Consider the following 18,437-nt stretch of genomic DNA (forward strand, 5'->3'; position numbering starts at 1 on the left):
ATAAATCAAAATCAAAACCTCATTCTCTGAATTCTCACAGCGTTTAAAATAGCTAATAAAGCCACTCCAACATCAGCAAAAACGGCTTCCCACATAGTAGCTAAACCGCCAGCGCCAAGAACAAGAACAATTGCTTTTACTGCAAATGCTAAACCAATATTTTGATACACAATTTGTTTGGTCTTTTTACCAATATTTATTGCTGTAAAAATCTTAGTAGGCTGGTCGTTTTGAATTACAATGTCGGCAGTTTCGATGGTGGCATCACTTCCTAAACCACCCATTGCAATTCCGGCATCGGCAAGGGCGACCACTGGCGCATCATTTACCCCATCGCCAACAAAAGCAATGTGTAGATGTTCTTTTTTGAGTGCTTCTACCTTCTGAATTTTGTGCTCAGGTAATAAATCGCCATAGGCTTTGTCTATATTCAATTCTTTGGCAACAGCATCAACAACGGCTTGTTTATCGCCTGAAAGCATTACTGTCTTGACGTTTATTTTGTGTAAACTTTCTATAGCTTCTTTCGCATCTTCCTTAATTTCATCGGCAATCAAAAAGTAGCCGGCATATTTTTGATTGATGGCAATGACGATAATCGTAAAAGGGGTATTATCGATTCCGGCATCATAACTGATATTGAATTTTTTCATCAGTTTTACATTTCCTGCCAAGATTTCATTACCATCCACTTTTCCTTTTAGTCCGTGTCCTGCAATTTCTTCTACATCAGTTACTTTTACCTTTTTTTCTGAGCCTTTTGCATATTCTATAATAGCCGTTCCAACGGGATGTGTTGATTTGGTTTCGAGTGCTGCCGTATATTTTACTATATCGGCTTCAGGAATACTTACAGCAACTACTTTTTGAACTTTAAAAACGCCTTTGGTCAATGTTCCTGTTTTGTCCATAACGACTACTTTAATAGTTGCCATTATATCAAGAAAATTAGACCCTTTAAATAAAATTCCATTTTTGCTTGCTGCTCCAATACCACCGAAATAGCCTAATGGAATGGAAATAACCAACGCACAAGGACAGGAGATAACTAAGAAAATTAATGCCCTGTATAACCAATCGTTGAAATTATAGTTTTCGACAAATAGCATTGGGAGTAAACAAATTCCTATTGCCAATACTACGACTATTGGAGTATATATTTTTGCGAATTTTCTAATGAATAATTCGGTTGGTGCTTTTTTAGCCGTTGCATCCTGAACCATTTGTAATATTTTGGACAATTTGCTGTCTGTGTATGCTGTAGTAACTTCCACTAATACAACGGTATTAAGATTAATCATACCTGCAAGTACAATTTCACCTTTTTGTTTGGTATCCGGTTTACTTTCTCCTGTTAAAGCTGCTGTATTTAATGAAGCACTGTCTGAAAGTAATTTTCCGTCTATAGCTAATTTTTCACCAGGTCTTAATTGGATAATTTCTCCAATATTAATTTCTGATGCTTTTTTAGAAACGGCATTTTCTCCCTCCATTACTGTTGCTGTATCGGGTCTTTGATCTAACAGCGATTTGATGTTCTTTTTAGCTCTTTGAACTGCCAATGTTTGAAAAATTTCGCCAATAGCATAAAATAACATTACTGCAACACCTTCTGCATATTCGCCAATGGCAAAAGCTCCAATGGTAGCAATACCCATTAGAAAAAACTCTGAAAATATTTCTCCTTTCCGGATACTTTCATACGCTTCTTTTAGTACTGGGTAACCTACTAATAAGTAGGCGATTAAGTACCAGGATAAGCTTACATAACCAGTAAACCAAGTTGCTGTAAAATAGTTGTCTAAACCAATTGCAACAATTAAAAATATAAAACTTATTATAGCTGGCAAGAACATTTGAAATGTAGTGCGGTCGTCTCCTGAATGGTCGTGTCCATCATCATCATCATGTTCAGATTTATAGTCAACGGTGCAACATCCTGCTTGGTTATCGGTTATTCTATTTATTTTTTCTTCTAATGTGCAGCAAAGCTGTTTGCCGTTTGCATCATATTTGTGATTATGTTCCATTTTAATAATGATTAAAGTTTATTCTTCTCCTTTATTTGTCAATTTTGCATTTACAAAGAATGCACCTTTGGTCACAATCTTTGTATTTGCAGGTATGTCTTTTACTAATGTTATAGCCGTGTAACCCATATTGGAAACACCTTTTGCAACTTCAATTTTTTCAAAGTTGACATTTTTCGCTTCGTTTTCCTTTTTTACTTCAACATCTTCGGGTTTTTCCTCTGCTTCATGTTTGTTGGTAATAATAAAAATATAGTCTTTGCCATCTGCACTGACGATAGCCTCGTTTGGAATTGCAGTTGTTGTTACATCATTTAGACTTACAATGGCCGTTATGTTCATTCCGTCAATTAATCCTGATTTATTACCTTGAACGGTGGCGTGTACAGGAATACTTTTGCTGTCATTCTCAAATGCTGCACCTATTGAATATACCTTAGCGTTGTAATCTTGTCCCGAATTATTGGTAATTCTAAAATGAATAATTTGGCCTACTTTTAGCATTGGTAAATCTTTTTCAAACACATTTAAATCCAAATGCAATTGTGAGTTATCTACAATTTCGGCAACTGGTGAAGAGACATCAACATAACTTCCAATTTTAGAAAACACATTGCTAATTGTGCCACTTATTGGACTTGTTACGGATAACGAAGAACGTAAATTACTATTATTTAAATTATTAGGATTGATTCCCATTAATTGGATTTGTTGTTGTAAAGAGGCTCTGCGAGTTCGCATTGATTTTAGTTCCGCATTAGCACTCTGGTAATTTTTTAATGCTCCTGCATTTCCTTCGTTAAGCTCTTTTTGTCGTACTACTTCTTGTTCGGCAAAGATTATTTTACTGGAAGTGCTTAAATATTCTTCTTGTAATTGTATAAATTGTGGATTAGCGATTGTAGCGATTAGTTGTCCTTTCTTTACATAATCACCTAATTGTACATTGATGGTTTTTATAACGCCACCATACAACGAAGTTGCATTGGCTTTATTATTGTTAGGCACTCGCAATGCCCCATTGGCTTGGAGTGTGGCTGTTAATTGTTTTTGTTCAATTGTTCCGTATTGTATACCCACCGTTTTAATTTGCTCGGCAGTTAGCGAGGCAATTGAAGGGGTGGCTTCTTCCGTTGTTGCTTTTTGTTCTTCTTCTTGAGGATTATTTTCTTTGTTACCGCAAGAATTTAGAACGAGACAAAAGGCAATTAACAAAAGGTAATTCTTATATATTTTTAATGACTTCATTTTTTTTTATTTTATTTATTTGTGAAATAATTGTATTCTATAATCGCTTGATTGTACGCATTTAAATTGTCTAAATAATTTTTTCGAATTTCAATAGCTTGGCTTAAATACAAAGAGAGGTCTGAATAACTAATTTCTCCTGCTTGATAGGATTGGTTAGCTGCTTTAATAATTTCTTCTGCTTGATGTAATCCCGAAGTTTCGTAAAATTGCAAACCCGAAATGCTTTTTTCGACTTCAGTCTGGTGTTGCATTAAAGAAGATTTTAGTATTTGCGTTTGATATTGCAACTTTTGTTCTTGTACTTCTTTTTCGGTTTTAGCCGCTCTTATTTTATTTCTATTGGCGCCACTTCCAAATATTGGGAATGAAGTTGAAAATGAAAAACCAGTATATGGATCTTCAACACCATATAATTTTTGTGAAAAAACACGACCAGAAAACTCTGGCAAGCGATTACTTTTTTGGATTGCGATTTCACTATTGGCAATAGCTACATTTTGCTGTAATAAAAGAAGATTCGGATGGTTTTCTGTTGTACTTTGTAAACTATATTCTAATTTTTCTAAAGAGTTATCCAGTGGTAAAATTATTTCGGAATTATTCAACAATTGCATCAATACTTGTTGCTGTACCAGCATTTCTTTTTTAAGTTGAGTGATATTTGTTTCAATTTCCTTTAGTTTTACATTAGCCGAAATTTTTTCGATACCGGCACTTTCTCCAGTTTTCACTTTTAAGACAGTCGTTTTTAACAAACCAATATAAATAGTGTCTAATCGTTGATACAAAGCTGTCTTGTCCTGTAAATACCATAATTGATAGTATACAGAACGGATATTCTTTTTCAGTTCTGTATTTATTGCATCTTTATTTATTTCAAAATATTTAGTTTGCTCTTTGTAATAATTTTTCTTGGATTGATTTACTTGCGGCATATAGAAACTTTGTTGCAAGCCAATTTTCCAAACACCTGTTTTATCAGAAGGACGCAAATCTTCATTTTCTACAAAAATGCCTGTTTTAGGAAATTCCTTGTTTCCTTTTATCAATAGCTGATTTTTTGAGATTTGGGACTGATTGATATTGTATTGTAAATTTTCCTTTAAACCTAGATTCAAAACTTCATCAATGGATTTTCGTGATTGTGCTTGACCACTAGTAAATGAAAGAAACAATCCAATAACTAAAATAGTTACAATTGATTTCACTTTTGGTTTTCTTTTTAAATTCATTTTTGTATTGAATATAATATAAAGTAAAGGCAATACAAATAAGGTTAAAAACGTAGCTGAAAGCAATCCTCCAATTACGACAGTTGCTAATGGTTTTTGTACTTCGGCACCTGCACTGTGCGATAATGCCATTGGTAAAAAACCTAACGAAGCCACAGTAGCTGTCATTAATACCGGTCGCAATCTTATTTTTGTCCCTTCGATAACGCGTTTTATAACATCATCCCAACCTTCTTTTTCGAGTTGGTTGAATGTGCCTACCAGTACAATTCCGTTTAATACTGCTACTCCAAATAAAGCGATAAAACCAATCCCTGCAGAAATACTAAAAGGCATTCCACGAAGAAGTAAAGCAAATACGCCCCCTATAGCACTCATAGGGATTGCAGAAAATATCAAACTTGCTTGTTTCATAGAATTGAATGTAAAATACAAGAGCATAAAGATTAACAGTAATGATATTGGTACGGCAATCAATAGACGATTGGTTGCTTTTTGTAAATTTTCAAATGTTCCACCATAAGTAAAATAATAACCTGAAGGTAATTTTACATCTTTCGCTAATTTGGCTTGAATTTCTTGTACCACACTTTGCACATCTCTGTCTTGTACATTAAAGCCAACAACAATTCTGCGCTTTCCTGCTTCTCTGCTTATTTGTGCAGGGCCTAGTTTAAAGTCTACTTTCGCAACTTGCGATAAGGGAATTTGGTTTCCAGTTGATATTGGTATTAATAGATTATTCACATCATCGATGCTTCTTCTTGAGGTACTATCTAATCGCACTACCAAATCAAATTTTCGTTCATCTTCGTATACAACCCCTGCTGCTTTTCCTGCAAAAGCCGTACTTACAATACTGTTAATGTCTTCAATATTTAAACCATAATTTGCAATACGTAATCGGTCATATTCAATGTTTATTTGTGGTAATCCGGCCACTTGTTCTACTTGTGGAGAAGAAACTCCTTTTATATTTGTTATTACACTTTCTACTTTTTTTGCATATACGGACAGACTATCCAAGTTTTCTCCAAATATTTTTATGGCAACATCTTGTTTGATTCCCGTCATTAATTCATTGAAACGCATTTGAATAGGTTGGCTTTTTTCAATAAAAACCCCTGGAATCACGCTTAATTTTTCTTCAATAGCATCACCCAATTCATCATAGGATCTACCTGATTTCCATTCGTCTTGCGGTTTCAGAATTATCATCATATCAGTCGCTCCGGGCGGCATTGGATCTGTCGGTACTTCTCCAGCGCCAGTTTTACCAACTACAATTTTTACTTCATCGAATTGTTTTACAATTCTTGCGCCCTGCATCGAGGTTTCGATACTTTGGGATAAAGAAGTTTCGATCGGCATTTTAAATTCAAAAGCATAATCTCCTTCAGCTAATGTGGGAATAAATTCACCTCCCATTTTGCTAAAAATAAAAAATGTAACCAATAATAAAGCGACAGTAATGCCAACGACTTTGTATTTTATTGCAATCACTTTTTCTAAAAGTGGTTTATATTTGCTATATAAAAAATCCATCATTTTATCAGAAAACGTCTTTTTATGACTGATGTGTTTCGGTAAAAACAAGGCACTCATCATAGGAATGTAGGTTAATGAAAGTATCATTGCGCCTATAATGGCAAATGAAACCGTTTTTGCCATTGGGCCAAACATCTTTCCTTCGATACCTACTAAAGATAGGATAGGAAAGTATACGATCATAATGATAATTTGACCAAAGGCAGCACTACTCATCATTTTTTTAGCACTGTTTTCAACTGCAACATCCATTTGTATTTGAGTGAGTTTCGTTTTGCTTTTATTGTGTTCCAGAAAATACAAAGAGGCTTCCACAATAATTACGGCACCATCTACAATTAAACCAAAATCAATTGCCCCCAAACTCATTAAGTTAGCACTTACTCCAAAAACTTTCATTAAACCCAATGCAAATAACATCGATAGTGGTATTGCAGAAGCTACGATAAGCCCAGCTCGTAAATTCCCAAGGAATAATACCAAAACGAAAATTACAATTAATGCTCCTTCGACTAAATTTTTTTCAACAGTTGAAATGGCACGGTTTACAAATGTACTTCTATCTATAAATGGTTCAACGATTACATCATCAGGTAATGATTTTTGTATTATGATCATTTTGTCTTTAATCCTTTGTACCACTTCATTACTATTAGCTCCTTTAAGCATCATAACAATACCACCAACTGCATCTACTTTTCCGTTATAGGTCATAGCTCCATATCGTACTGCACTACCGAACTGTACATCAGCAACATCTTTTATGAAAATAGGAACACCAGTTGGGTTGCTTTTTACAACAATATTTTTAACGTCTTCTAGGGAAGTGGCTAAACCTACACCACGAATAAAATAGGCAGTAGGTTTTTTGTCAATATATGCTCCACCCGTATTTTGATTGTTTTTTTCTAAAGCTGTAAAAATTTCGGGAATCGTTACACCCATTGCTCTTAAACGATTAGGGTTAACACCAACTTCATACTGTTTTAGTTTACCACCAAAACTATTTATTTCGGCAATTCCGGGTGTGCCGTTTAGTTGTCTCGCTACTATCCAGTCTTGCATCGTACGCAAGTCCATAGCAGAGTATTTCTTCTCACTACCTTTTTTTGGATGTAAAATGTATTGATACACTTCGCCAAGCCCAGTACTTACCGGACCTAATTCTGGGGTTCCGATGCCCTGAGGTATTTGGCTAATGGCTTCTTTCAGTCGTTCGCTGATAAGTTGTCGTGCAAAATAAATATTGACATCATCATCAAAAACTACTGTGATTACCGATAAACCAAAGCGGGAAATACTTCTGGTTTCTTCTAAATCAGGAAGATTTGCAATACTTTGTTCTATTGGAAAAGTTACTAATTGTTCTACTTCTTGCCCTGCCAATGTTGGGCAAAGGGTAATGATTTGTACCTGATTGTTTGTAATATCTGGTACGGCATCAATAGGCAATTTGGATGCACTCCAAACTCCCCAAATAATGAGAAATAAAGTCATCAAACCAATGATGAATTTATTATTTATACTAAAATGGATGATTTTGTCTAACACTATTGTAAAGGATTAATGTTTAATATTGATTTATAAATCACAGCATTTGAATTTATCAAATACAGTAAAGTAATTAATGAAAAAGACTAGTTTGATTAATGTACAAGTCATTAATCGTTATTCATCTAATCATTAATAAAAAAAAAATTAAGCATTAATTTGTGGCGGTTGCCAAATACTTCCGTAGAAATTGGAAGTAAGAATTGACTTGTATTCTGGTACTTTTTTATCAATTATTGTTTTGACAGAAAAGAAATTGTATGCATAAATAGCATTGTATGAAAAGCCTAGGGCTCCACAACAGCTGCATAGGCACAAAGGCGAACAAGCATCTTTATCGTGGTGTTGTGTTGCATTATTGGTTATAGTAACTTTTTCAAACGAAACAAATTGTTCCTTGTCCGTGCAAGGCATGCAGGAAAGGATTAGAAAAACAATTGATAATATGGTGTTTGTAAATTTCAAGAATGTAAAAGTAGTAATAAAATATTTATAGTTTTAGATTTATAGTTTTAGATTTGCTTAAGATTTAATTAAGATATTTTTCGCATAATAAAAACGGAGTTCTAATTACATCAAGTTTTGATTTTACATCTTTAGGGATATTTACATACAAATTTATATCTATGACACTAAATGACTACTGGATATTTTTCCCATAGACACGAAACTAAGTAGACAAAAGTAAGGTATCAATAAGGTGGTAGAATAACATAGATTAAAGTAAATATATAAAGCGCATACACTAGTCATCGATTATGAAAGTACATATCACTATTATATTTATTTAAATTTTTAATTTATTGTGTTTATATTACTTTTAAAATTAGTGTCAAAGCCAAATTATAAAAATAATTAAATTGGAGGGCTGTTCGAAAAAAACACACATTTATTTTGATAATCGTATTTGGATTTAATTCTATTTCTTCAAATTGGAATTTGTTGATTTACTTTGGTGTTTTTGAGAAATATGTTATATACATATGTAAAAATAAAAAGGATGTTTGCTTTTTAAAACAAACATCCTTTATGAATCAAAGAATTAATTTAAAAAACTCTTTTCTGTCCATACTATATATTTACGTTTTTTATTCTTCCACATTTTTCATTTTCATCAAAAGTGCGTAAGCCCCTTTTATCACAACAGTTGCCTCATTCAAATCATCAGAAACAATTTCTGTAAATCCGTTTTCTGCATTTCCTGTTGTTACTTCTTTCATTTCAAATTGCTTGTTGGCTTTGGCAACAAAAACATAATTTTTGTTTTCATAACTTACTATAGCATCCGATGGTAAAACATTAGATTGCTGGCTTTTTAATTCAATTTCAGCATTCATATACATACCTGGTAACAAAGCTTTGTCATAATTGATAAAATGGCAATGCATTATGGTACTTCTATCTTCTGAAAAATCTTTACCGATTAAAATAATTTTACAAGGATATTTTTTCTCTGGATTGGTGTTGGTGTATGCTAATACCGATTGACCAATAGCCAGTTTATTGATGTCTTTTTCGAAAACGGTCAATGCCAAATGTATATCTGAAGGATTCACAATTTCAAATAAAATATCGCTTGGATTTACATATTTTCCAATGTTTACATTCACTTTTGATACATAACCACTTATAGGGGAATAAATATTAATGCTTTTTGAAATGTTTTTTGTAGATACACTGTTTGGATTTATTCCCGCAAATTTTAATTTTTCACCATACGATTGTACCATTACAGATAGTGAATTGTATTCGGCTTGTGCTTGTTGATACACTTTATCACTACTGGCTTTGCTTTGATTGAGTTCTTTTTGACGTTCAAATTCAGCTTTGGCATAACCAATTTTTGCTTTGGCCAAAAGGTAATCTTCCTGCAATTGAATGTATTGTTGGTCTTCCACCACACACAAAACTTGTCCTTTGGTAACAAACATTCCTTCTAACAATTTGGTGCTTTTTAAATAACCACCCATTGGTACACTTATTGACACTAAATTTTGTGGTGGCACTTCTATTTTTCCATTCAGTTTTAATATTGCAGAAATTTCCTTTTGCTCGATTTTACCGGTTTGAATCGCTGCATTTTTTATTTGTGCATCGGTTAGTGTTGTTGTGTTTGCGATAGTGGGTGTCGCATCCGCTTCGCTTTCTGATTTTTTATTCCCACAGGAAGAAAGCAATACTATTGCAATTATTGTGATTATTGAATTTTTAGTCATGATTTTTATATTTTGATATTGCTTTGGCTGTTCACTAAAGCTCGGGTTGTGAATATTCGATTTCATTTTATTTATTTTGATATTAAGAAACGGTTTGCTGTTTAAATTTTGTTGATAATCATTTATGCATCAATCTTAATGCGAAGGAGTTTTATAGAGTTAATAAAGACTAAAGTGTCGGGGAGCAAATGAATAGCTGCAGCCTCAATTGGTCCAATTATTTTAAGTAATACAAGGGTAATTCCAATTACATGAACAACACCCACCCCCACAAAAATATTTTCGCGAATGGTGCGATAGGCTCTTTTACTGATAGCGCGTGCCTTGGCAATTTTCTCTAATTTATCCTGCATTAGAACGATATCGGCTGCTTCCATTGCAGTTTCTGTACCCATTGCACCCATTGCGATACCAATATTTGCTTGGACTAAAGCAGGTGCATCGTTAATTCCATCCCCCACCATTGCTACTTTGGAACCGTCTTTTTGCAATTCTTTTATGATATTGATTTTATCTTCGGGTAATAAATTGGCTCTGTAATCTGTAATTCCTATTTGATTGGAAACATACTTTGCAGTTTCGGGATTGTCACCTGTAAGCATCACAATGTTTTTTATGCCGCTTTTTCTTAAGCCTTGAATCATTTCTTTTGCACCTTCACGAATGGCATCTGAGATATAAAAAATACCTGCCAGTTTATTTTCGATTGAAAGGTAAATAACAGTATCCGTTACATTTTCAGAAGAATTAAATAATGAAGTTTTATTTTCCTCCATAAAAAGTTTATTTCCTAATAAAATAGACTTGCCCTCAACTTTTGCAGAAACCCCTCGTCCTTTTATCACCTCAAAGTTTTCTGGTTCTCCATAGGTAAGTTTTAATTTATCTGCGTAACTTAAGATTGCTTTTGCTAATGGATGGCTGGAACGTCTATCAACTGTAGCAGCAAATTGAACTAATTTTTGCTCATTATAATTAGGATCTATTATTTCAACTTTATTCACGATAGGACTTCCAATTGTCAATGTTCCAGTCTTGTCAAAAACGATAGTAGTAACTTTTGCAAGCTCCTCTAAAAACAAACCTCCTTTTATCAAAATTCCTTCTCTGGCAGCACGTGCAATGGCCGCGATGGTAACCAATGGTGTTGCTAAACCTAATTCAGCAGGAGAGGTAAAAATCAGCAATGCAATAACCAGTTTAACATCACGGGTGAAAAAGTAAACTGTACCAACAAAAATAAATACTACAGGAATAAGCCAGGAAGCCACTTTGTCTGTAAATTTTTCAATAGGTGCCTGTTGACTTTCTGCATCCTCTACCAATGAAATGATTCGTGAAAAAACAGTATCTACACCTGCTTTTGTCATTTCAATATCCAGAGCCCCTAATTCCAGTATTGTTCCGGCAAAGGCATCACTACCGACTGTTTTTTCTTGTGGAACACTTTCGCCTGTTATTGGTGCCTGATTAACAGAACCTGAACCGGAAATTACTTTACCATCCACAGGAATTTTTTCTCCAGCTTTCACCAGAATAACATCTCCGATTTTCAAATCAGTTATTTGCACTATGGATTCCTGATTGTCTTTTTTTACTATTGCCGTTTTGGGAACGGAACCTATCAACTCTTTAATCGACGATCTTGCTTTTTCGGTACTGGCACTTGCAATATACTCGGCAATAAGAATAATCATAAGTACGACAGCACCTGCCAAATATTCTTTACCGAGAACAGAAATAATTACCGCTATGGTTATAAATAATTCGGTACCTATTTTACGTTGTTTTATTATATCCAATGCAGCTGTTTTTACTAAGGAGTAGAGCCCAAAAGCCATTGCAATAATTAATATTGGTAGTTGAATAAAGTCGAGATAAAAGAATAAACTCGCAAGACCAACGGTTATGATCCGTACAATTTCCCAAAGAAACTGACGTGAAAAGAAGGTTTTTGTGTAATTCATGGTTATTCAGTTTTAGTTAATGAATTAAGTTCAATAATGCTATTGTTTAACTTTCTAACGACTTCAATATAATTACTCTGAATTTGGGTATTTTGATTGATTAGCATTACCCATTCTAAATAATTAATGTCACCATTGTTGAATTTATCGTTGGCAGCTTTGGTTACTATATCAACACTTTTCAACGCTTTGGTTTCGTAATAATCAATGGTAGTTTTGTTTTTTTGATATTCTTGCAATACATTGTGATATTGGTTTTGCAGTTTCAATTTTTCAAAGCCCATATTATTTTCAGCGATTTGGGTTTTGGTTTCCAATGCTTTTTTCCTATTGTTGATTGATGAATTGAATAAAGGAAGTGCTACGCCAAATTGTCCGTAAACACCATTGTTGTTTTCCTGAAAAGAGGTATTGGTTTTGAAAGTCTGCCAATACAAACCACCAATTAGTTCCGGCATTTTCTTGGATTTCTCTAAAGCAATTTCGGCTTTATTGATATTTACTTCTTGTTCCTTTAGTTTTATGCTTGGCTGATTTTCAATTGCATTCTCATCGAGTTTTTCGTCGAAAGTCATTTTGAACTTATCCCACACTGGCATAAAATCTTTATCGTCATTCAATAGATATTTGAATTGTGTTTGGCGTATTTTATAATCGCTTTGCAATTCTTGTAACTGTATTTTTATTTGTCCTGATTGGTTTTCGGCTGTTACTTTTTCTAAAATATTACTTTCTCCTTTGTCAAAACGCAGGACTGATTTTCTTAAAAAATCCGAATAGATACTATCACTTTTCAGTAATATCTGTTCTTTTTCTTTGAGATAAACCATTTCATAAAACACGGTTGTAACTTGCTTGGTCAATTCTTTTCTTTGTAAAGCTTCGTTCCATTCGCCAGTTTTGGACTCTTCTATTAAAAGCTGTTTTTGCCTAGAGTAAACCGTTGGAAATTTAATGCTTTGTGAAATTCCAATTTTTATATCATTCACAATGCTATTAAACTGTCCATATTCGCTAATAATACCTGTGTTTGGAATGTCATATCCTGTCTTGGTCAGTTTTTGTAAATATTCAGAATTTAATTTTTGGTTTTTAACCTTTAGATTATTTTGCAATGCGGTTTCAATTGCTTTATCTATTGAAATTTTTTCTTGCGCATTTGTATTTTGAAAAGAGAAAAATATTCCCAACACGATGATTGTTGTAATTGATTTTATCTTTTTTGATTTTAATTTAATTCCTTTTTCGAACATAATGTATAAAATTGGTAAAACAAATAAAGTTAAGAAAGTAGCTACAATCAATCCACCAATAACAACCGTTGCTAATGGTTTTTGCACTTCTGCACCGGAACCATTGCTTAATGCCATTGGTAAAAATCCTAACGACGCTACAAGTGCCGTCATTAAAACGGGTCGCAAACGTATTCTTGTTCCTTGAAGCACAATTGCTTTTAAATCGGTTTCGCCTGATTTTTTTATGCGGTTGAATTCGGCTATAAGAACCAAACCATTCAAAACAGCCACACCAAATAAAGCAATAAATCCAACTCCTGCGCTGATGCTAAAAGGCATTCCACGCATTGCTAGAAAGAATATTCCACCAATCATTGATAACGGAATAGCCGAATAAATTAATAGTCCCTGCCTTACTGATTTGAAAGCAAAATACAATAAGATAAAAATTAGTATTAGAGATATTGGAACTGCAATTAGCAATCGTTGCTTTGCTGCATTTAAGTTTTCAAAAGCACCACCATAGGTTGGATAATAACCTGCTGGGAACTTGATTTGAGTATTTACCTTGTTTTGTAATTCGGTTACAATGCTTTGCACATCGCGACCACGAACATTAAAACCAACTACAATTCTACGTTTGGCATCTTCACGTTGAATTTGATTTGGACCTTCGGTAATTTCTACTTTTGCCAATTGAGATAGAGGAATTTGCATCCCGTTTGGCGCTGGAATTAATAAATTTTGAACATCTGCCAAGTCTTTTCTATTTTCTCCTGCTAAACGAACAACTAAATCAAATCGTTTTTCATCTTCATAAATCAATCCAGCACTTTGTCCTGCAAAGGCGGTATTCACTATTTTATTAATGTCTTCGATATTCAAATTGTATTGTGCAATTGCAGGACGATTATAGTCGATGACAATTTGTGGCATTCCAGTAACTGTTTCTACGTATAGGTCAGAAGTGCCTTCAACGGTATTTACAATCTTTCCTAATTTGTTGGCGTATAAAGCCAAAGTGTCTAAATTTTCACCAAAAATTTTGCATACTACATCTTGTCTAGCTCCTGTCATTAGTTCGTTGAAACGCATTTGTACCGGATATTGAAATCCATAAGAAACACCCGGAACAGCTTCGAGTTCCTTTGCCATTTTTGCTGATAATTCATCGAATGTTGATGCTGATGTCCATTCAGACTTGTCTTTTAGAATAACCATCATATCACTGGCATCAATAGGCATTGGGTCTGTTGGCACTTCGGAACTTCCGGTTTTACCAACCACTTTTTGTACTTCCGGAAACTTTTCTAATAATATTTTTGCCCCTTGCGAAATCGCGGTCATTGATGTTTGCAAATTACTTCCAGGCAAAACCCTTGTTTCTACTGCAAAATCCCCCTCTTCAAGTGATGGCATAAATTCTCCACCCATAAATGAAAGTGTAACGATCGCTAGAACAAATAATGCTAATGTAGTTCCGATTATAACCCTTGGAATGGCTAATGCTTTTTCTAAAAGTGGCTGATAGAAATTTTCTAATTTTGCCATCATTTTATCTGAGAAGTTTTGCTTGTGTGTTATTTTTTTATTCAAAAACAAAGCTGTCATCATAGGAATATAAGTCAATGACAAAACAAAAGCACCAAACAAAGCAAAGGCAATTGTTTGTGCCATTGGTAAAAACATTTTTCCTTCAATACCACGTAATGTAAAAATTGGAATGTAAACAATCAAAATAATTAGTTCTCCAAAAACGGCAACATTTCGCATTCTTACAGAAGTTTCTAAAACTGTTTTATCCATTTCGTGTTGAGAAACCTCTCCTTTTTTTCGACCGTGCAAACTAAACAAACAGGCTTCAACAATAATTACGGCACCATCTACAATAAGCCCGAAATCTAAAGCTCCTAAACTCATTAAATTTCCGCTTACGCCAAATAAATTCATTAGTATTACTGCAAATAACATTGCCAATGGTATAACCGAAGCTACTATTAAACCAGCTCGTACATTTCCTAAAAAAAAGATTAATACTAAAAGTACGATTAATGCCCCCTCAATTAGGTTTTTGCCAACTGTAGAAATAGAATTATTTACCATTTTTGTACGGTCTAAAAATGGTTCAACAATTACACCTTCCGGTAAGGTCTTTCTAATTTGTTCAATTCTTTCTTTAATGTCTTTGATAACAATATTGCTATTCGCGCCTTTTAACATCATTACCACTGCACCCGAAACTTCGCCTTCTCCGTTGTAAGTCATTGCTCCGTAACGAATAGCATTACCAATGCGAACATCTGCAACATCACGAATAAATAAGGGACTGCCACTATTGGTGTTTTTAATAGATATGTCTTTTATGTTTTCGATTGTATTGATTAACCCTTCACTTCTAATGTATAAAACGGTTGGTCCTTTTTCAATATAGGCACCTCCAGTATTTTCATTGTTTTTTTCTAAAGCATTAAAAACATCCGCAATCGTAATATTGTAAGACTGCAATTTATTAGGATCAATGGCGATTTCATATTGTTTTAATTTCCCGCCAAAACTGCTTACTTCTGCAACACCTTCAACGCTTAATAATTGACGGCGAACGATCCAATCTTGTATAGTTCTTAACTCGGTTACATCGTATTTTTTCTCATAACCAGGTTTTGGCCTTACTACATATTGATAAATTTCTCCCAAACCAGTTGTTACCGGTGCTAAAGTTGGAGAACCAATACCTTTTGGTATCAGTTCTTTGACAGCACTTAATCTTTCGGTTACTTGTTGACGTGCCCAATACACATCGGTTGCATCATTAAAAACAATGGTTACCACTGATAAACCAAAACGAGAGAAACTACGAATTTCTTTCAGTCCTGGAATATTACTGTTGGCTTGCTCGATTGGAAATGTTATCAACCGTTCAATATCGGTTGCTCCCAATGATGGTGCAGAAGTGATAACTTGAACCTGATTGTCTGTAATATCGGGAACGGCATCAATGGGTAATTTGGTGAATTGGAAAATACCGTACCCAATAAGCACAAGTGTAAACAACCCAACAATGAGCTTATTTTTTATAGAAAATTCTATTATTTTATTCAGCATAATTTTTTATATTATTGAATATTCAATAGTTACATTGAATATTGTCCGTTTAATTTTAGAGTAACAGTAATGGCTGTATTTTCATTATTTTTGAAAAACCAACCATGCTTTCCTTCAAAAGGAGCATAAAAGGTTCCTACCATATTATTGGAATAGGCAAGGGTGTAGCTTTCAAAATAGACATCATTAACTGCCTTTTCTTGTTTTACCTCCCCATGAAAATCTAAATAAACGGTTCCTTTGTCTGTAGTCCATTCGTACTTCATTTTGCCGTATTTCAGCATATAAATTTTATATTCAATTCCTTTTCCTGCTGGAACAATAACCTCGACGGTGTCTTCTCTTTCTGCGTATTGTTTTTCTGGAGCTGGATTATCTGCCTCGACAGGTCTTTTTACATCAGGTCCAGAACCCGCTTTTTCCATTTTTATTAATGGAAATGTTTCTTGTGTTGTTTGTCCCAGTTGATTTTCTCCTGCATTTTCTGGAACATACAATTTACTGAATCCGAACAATTTACCCGTTCCTATTGGGTCTATTCCATATTCGGCAGGTAAAACTGCACTAACTAAAATGATTATTCCTAAAACCAAAGCAAATAAGACCGCTTTGATAATTTCTTTTTTTTCTACTATTTGATGATTTATTTCTGACATTGTTTAATTTTTTTTTAAGATGTAAAATAACCTGTTAATTGATACCCTAGTAGGACAAATCCAGCAGCAATAAGCATGGTGTTTGTGAATGTTGAAAATTTCATAAAACTTGGGTGCCTACGCCATATTGTAATGAGAATCAATACAAAAGTAAGTGCGATAAACTGACCTATTTCTACACCAATGTTAAAACCAAGTAGATTCGTAAACAATCCTTCTTTTTCAAATTTGAAATCTTGTAACTTACTCGCAAGCCCAAAACCGTGGAATAATCCGAAAATCAAAACAGCTGCTTTTGTATTGGGTTGTCTACCGAAAAATCTCTTAAAACCACCTAGATTGTCAAACCCCTTATAAATTATTGATAGAGCGATGATGGCATCAATTAAAAAGGAGTTAATGGATATGCCACTCATAACACCCAACAATAAGGTTGTGCTATGACCAATTGTAAAAAAGCTCACATACAACAACACTTCTTTAGGGCGGTATAAGAAAAAGATAACACCAACTAAAAAAAGTAAATGATCGTAACCGGTAAGCATATGTTTAGCACCAATGTAAAGAAATGGACCAAAAGCTACGCCATCATTTCCTGTTAAAAAAGTTTGTGTATTTTCATCAACTCCGTGGGCAAAAACATTTCCGATGCACATAAAAAGTAGTAAGGCAAGGAATATTATTTTTTTTGAATTCATAATTTTATTTTTCTTTTAAAACCACTTCTCTTCTAAAATTTTCGGAAGAGAAGTGGCTTATTAAATTAATTTAATGGGTGTGTCCGTGTGCCGCATCAACTTTATTTGGTTCCACTATATTAATACTGTCCATGCTAACTTGATTAATACTATCTGTGTTTTCTTGAACTTGTTTAGTAGTTTCATTAGTCTGAATTTCTGTGCTTTCAGTTTCGTTTTTTGCTTTTTGGTTACAAGAAGTTAACATTCCGATTGCGATAGTCGCTACTATTAAAAAATTTTTCATAATTGTAATTTAAATTGAGTTTATTAAAGAGTAATAAAATTGAATTAATGTTGGTGTCCGTGATTAATATCATGTTCAGAGACTTGGTTGTTTCTAAATCTGGAAGTAATTGTTTTTCCTTTTACATTTACTGAAATGGTACAATAGGTATATATGTTTGCTTTAGGAACTTCTACAAACAAAGCATTATTTATGTCTAATGAAATTGGGTTTGTCGCTTTTGTTTTATTGAAAAATTCGAATACTACGGTTCCAGAAACGCCTTTGTTTGAGACTGTTTTTCCTTTGGTATCTAATACATAGAAACTACAGTTGTTTTCTCTTTCGACCATTTCGATTTTGTAGTTCCCTACATTCTGTATGACGCCGTTATGTGGTCCTTTGGATTGATTTACATTTACTTGTGCATTAGAAATTGTTGTTCCTACAACAAGCAAGAATATGCCAATTGCAATTGATTTTATTCATTACAGATGTTTTAGAGTTTAATACTAGTGATTGCATTACAGGACAGCACTAAAAACGTTATGAGAGTTCCGTGAAGTCTAAAAAGATTTTGGTTATTGGCTAACGCAAAACGCTTAAACTTTTAGTAAGTGATGAATGGTAATGGAATTAATACAAGGTATCGTTCGCTATAGGTAAGTAGCAAAAAATATTTTAAA

General features: G+C 33.8%; 11 protein-coding genes. All 11 read right to left on the reverse strand.

Annotated elements, in window-relative coordinates; translation table 11 throughout:
• Window positions 1-11: 11 nt before the first annotated feature.
• Window positions 12-2,030, reverse strand: coding sequence for a heavy metal translocating P-type ATPase (locus tag AAC069_RS12485; protein ID WP_339920796.1), 2,019 nt, complete (start codon window positions 2,028-2,030; stop codon window positions 12-14).
• Window positions 2,031-2,048: 18 nt separating this feature from the next.
• A complete protein-coding gene (locus AAC069_RS12490) occupies window positions 2,049-3,278 on the reverse strand; it encodes an efflux RND transporter periplasmic adaptor subunit (RefSeq protein ID WP_339920797.1) in 1,230 nt (409 codons plus the stop codon).
• Window positions 3,279-3,289: 11 nt separating this feature from the next.
• Window positions 3,290-7,612 carry a CusA/CzcA family heavy metal efflux RND transporter gene (locus AAC069_RS12495; protein ID WP_339920798.1) on the reverse strand — a complete coding sequence of 1,441 codons (4,323 nt, stop codon included), beginning with the start codon at window positions 7,610-7,612 and terminating at the stop codon, window positions 3,290-3,292.
• Window positions 7,613-7,759: 147 nt separating this feature from the next.
• Window positions 7,760-8,077, reverse strand: a complete 318-nt coding sequence (locus AAC069_RS12500; RefSeq protein WP_339920799.1) for a DUF6660 family protein — start codon at window positions 8,075-8,077, stop codon at window positions 7,760-7,762.
• Between the two features lie 623 nt (window positions 8,078-8,700).
• Window positions 8,701-9,894, reverse strand: coding sequence for an efflux RND transporter periplasmic adaptor subunit (locus AAC069_RS12505; RefSeq protein ID WP_339920800.1), 1,194 nt, complete (start codon window positions 9,892-9,894; stop codon window positions 8,701-8,703).
• Window positions 9,895-9,950: 56 nt separating this feature from the next.
• Window positions 9,951-11,795: a cation-translocating P-type ATPase gene (locus tag AAC069_RS12510; protein WP_339920801.1), complete on the reverse strand. Its 1,845-nt coding sequence runs from the start codon at window positions 11,793-11,795 to the stop codon at window positions 9,951-9,953.
• Window positions 11,796-11,797: 2 nt separating this feature from the next.
• Window positions 11,798-16,132, reverse strand: a complete 4,335-nt coding sequence (locus AAC069_RS12515) for a CusA/CzcA family heavy metal efflux RND transporter (protein WP_132003561.1) — start codon at window positions 16,130-16,132, stop codon at window positions 11,798-11,800.
• Window positions 16,133-16,161: 29 nt separating this feature from the next.
• A complete protein-coding gene (locus tag AAC069_RS12520; RefSeq protein WP_132003558.1) occupies window positions 16,162-16,788 on the reverse strand; it encodes a hypothetical protein in 627 nt (208 codons plus the stop codon).
• Between the two features lie 14 nt (window positions 16,789-16,802).
• Window positions 16,803-17,486 carry a HupE/UreJ family protein gene (locus tag AAC069_RS12525; RefSeq protein ID WP_339920802.1) on the reverse strand — a complete coding sequence of 228 codons (684 nt, stop codon included), beginning with the start codon at window positions 17,484-17,486 and terminating at the stop codon, window positions 16,803-16,805.
• Between the two features lie 70 nt (window positions 17,487-17,556).
• The gene (locus tag AAC069_RS12530) at window positions 17,557-17,772 is read right to left on the reverse strand and encodes a hypothetical protein (RefSeq protein WP_339920803.1); all 216 of its coding nucleotides are present in this window, start codon (window positions 17,770-17,772) and stop codon (window positions 17,557-17,559) included.
• 44 nt (window positions 17,773-17,816) lie between these two features.
• Window positions 17,817-18,209, reverse strand: coding sequence for a hypothetical protein (locus AAC069_RS12535; protein WP_339920804.1), 393 nt, complete (start codon window positions 18,207-18,209; stop codon window positions 17,817-17,819).
• Between the last annotated feature and the right edge of the window lie 228 nt (window positions 18,210-18,437).

This window comes from uncultured Flavobacterium sp., assembly GCF_963974175.1.
GTDB lineage: Bacteria > Bacteroidota > Bacteroidia > Flavobacteriales > Flavobacteriaceae > Flavobacterium.

Coding starts and splice junctions, on each gene's coding strand:
- AAC069_RS12505 (WP_339920800.1), bottom strand. CDS start 9,894: ATGAAATCGAATATTCACAACCCGAGCTTTAGTGAACAGCCAAAGCAA.
- AAC069_RS12510 (WP_339920801.1), bottom strand. CDS start 11,795: ATGAATTACACAAAAACCTTCTTTTCACGTCAGTTTCTTTGGGAAATT.
- AAC069_RS12520 (WP_132003558.1), bottom strand. CDS start 16,788: ATGTCAGAAATAAATCATCAAATAGTAGAAAAAAAAGAAATTATCAAA.
- AAC069_RS12515 (WP_132003561.1), bottom strand. CDS start 16,132: ATGCTGAATAAAATAATAGAATTTTCTATAAAAAATAAGCTCATTGTT.
- AAC069_RS12525 (WP_339920802.1), bottom strand. CDS start 17,486: ATGAATTCAAAAAAAATAATATTCCTTGCCTTACTACTTTTTATGTGC.
- AAC069_RS12485 (WP_339920796.1), bottom strand. CDS start 2,030: ATGGAACATAATCACAAATATGATGCAAACGGCAAACAGCTTTGCTGC.
- AAC069_RS12530 (WP_339920803.1), bottom strand. CDS start 17,772: ATGAAAAATTTTTTAATAGTAGCGACTATCGCAATCGGAATGTTAACT.
- AAC069_RS12490 (WP_339920797.1), bottom strand. CDS start 3,278: ATGAAGTCATTAAAAATATATAAGAATTACCTTTTGTTAATTGCCTTT.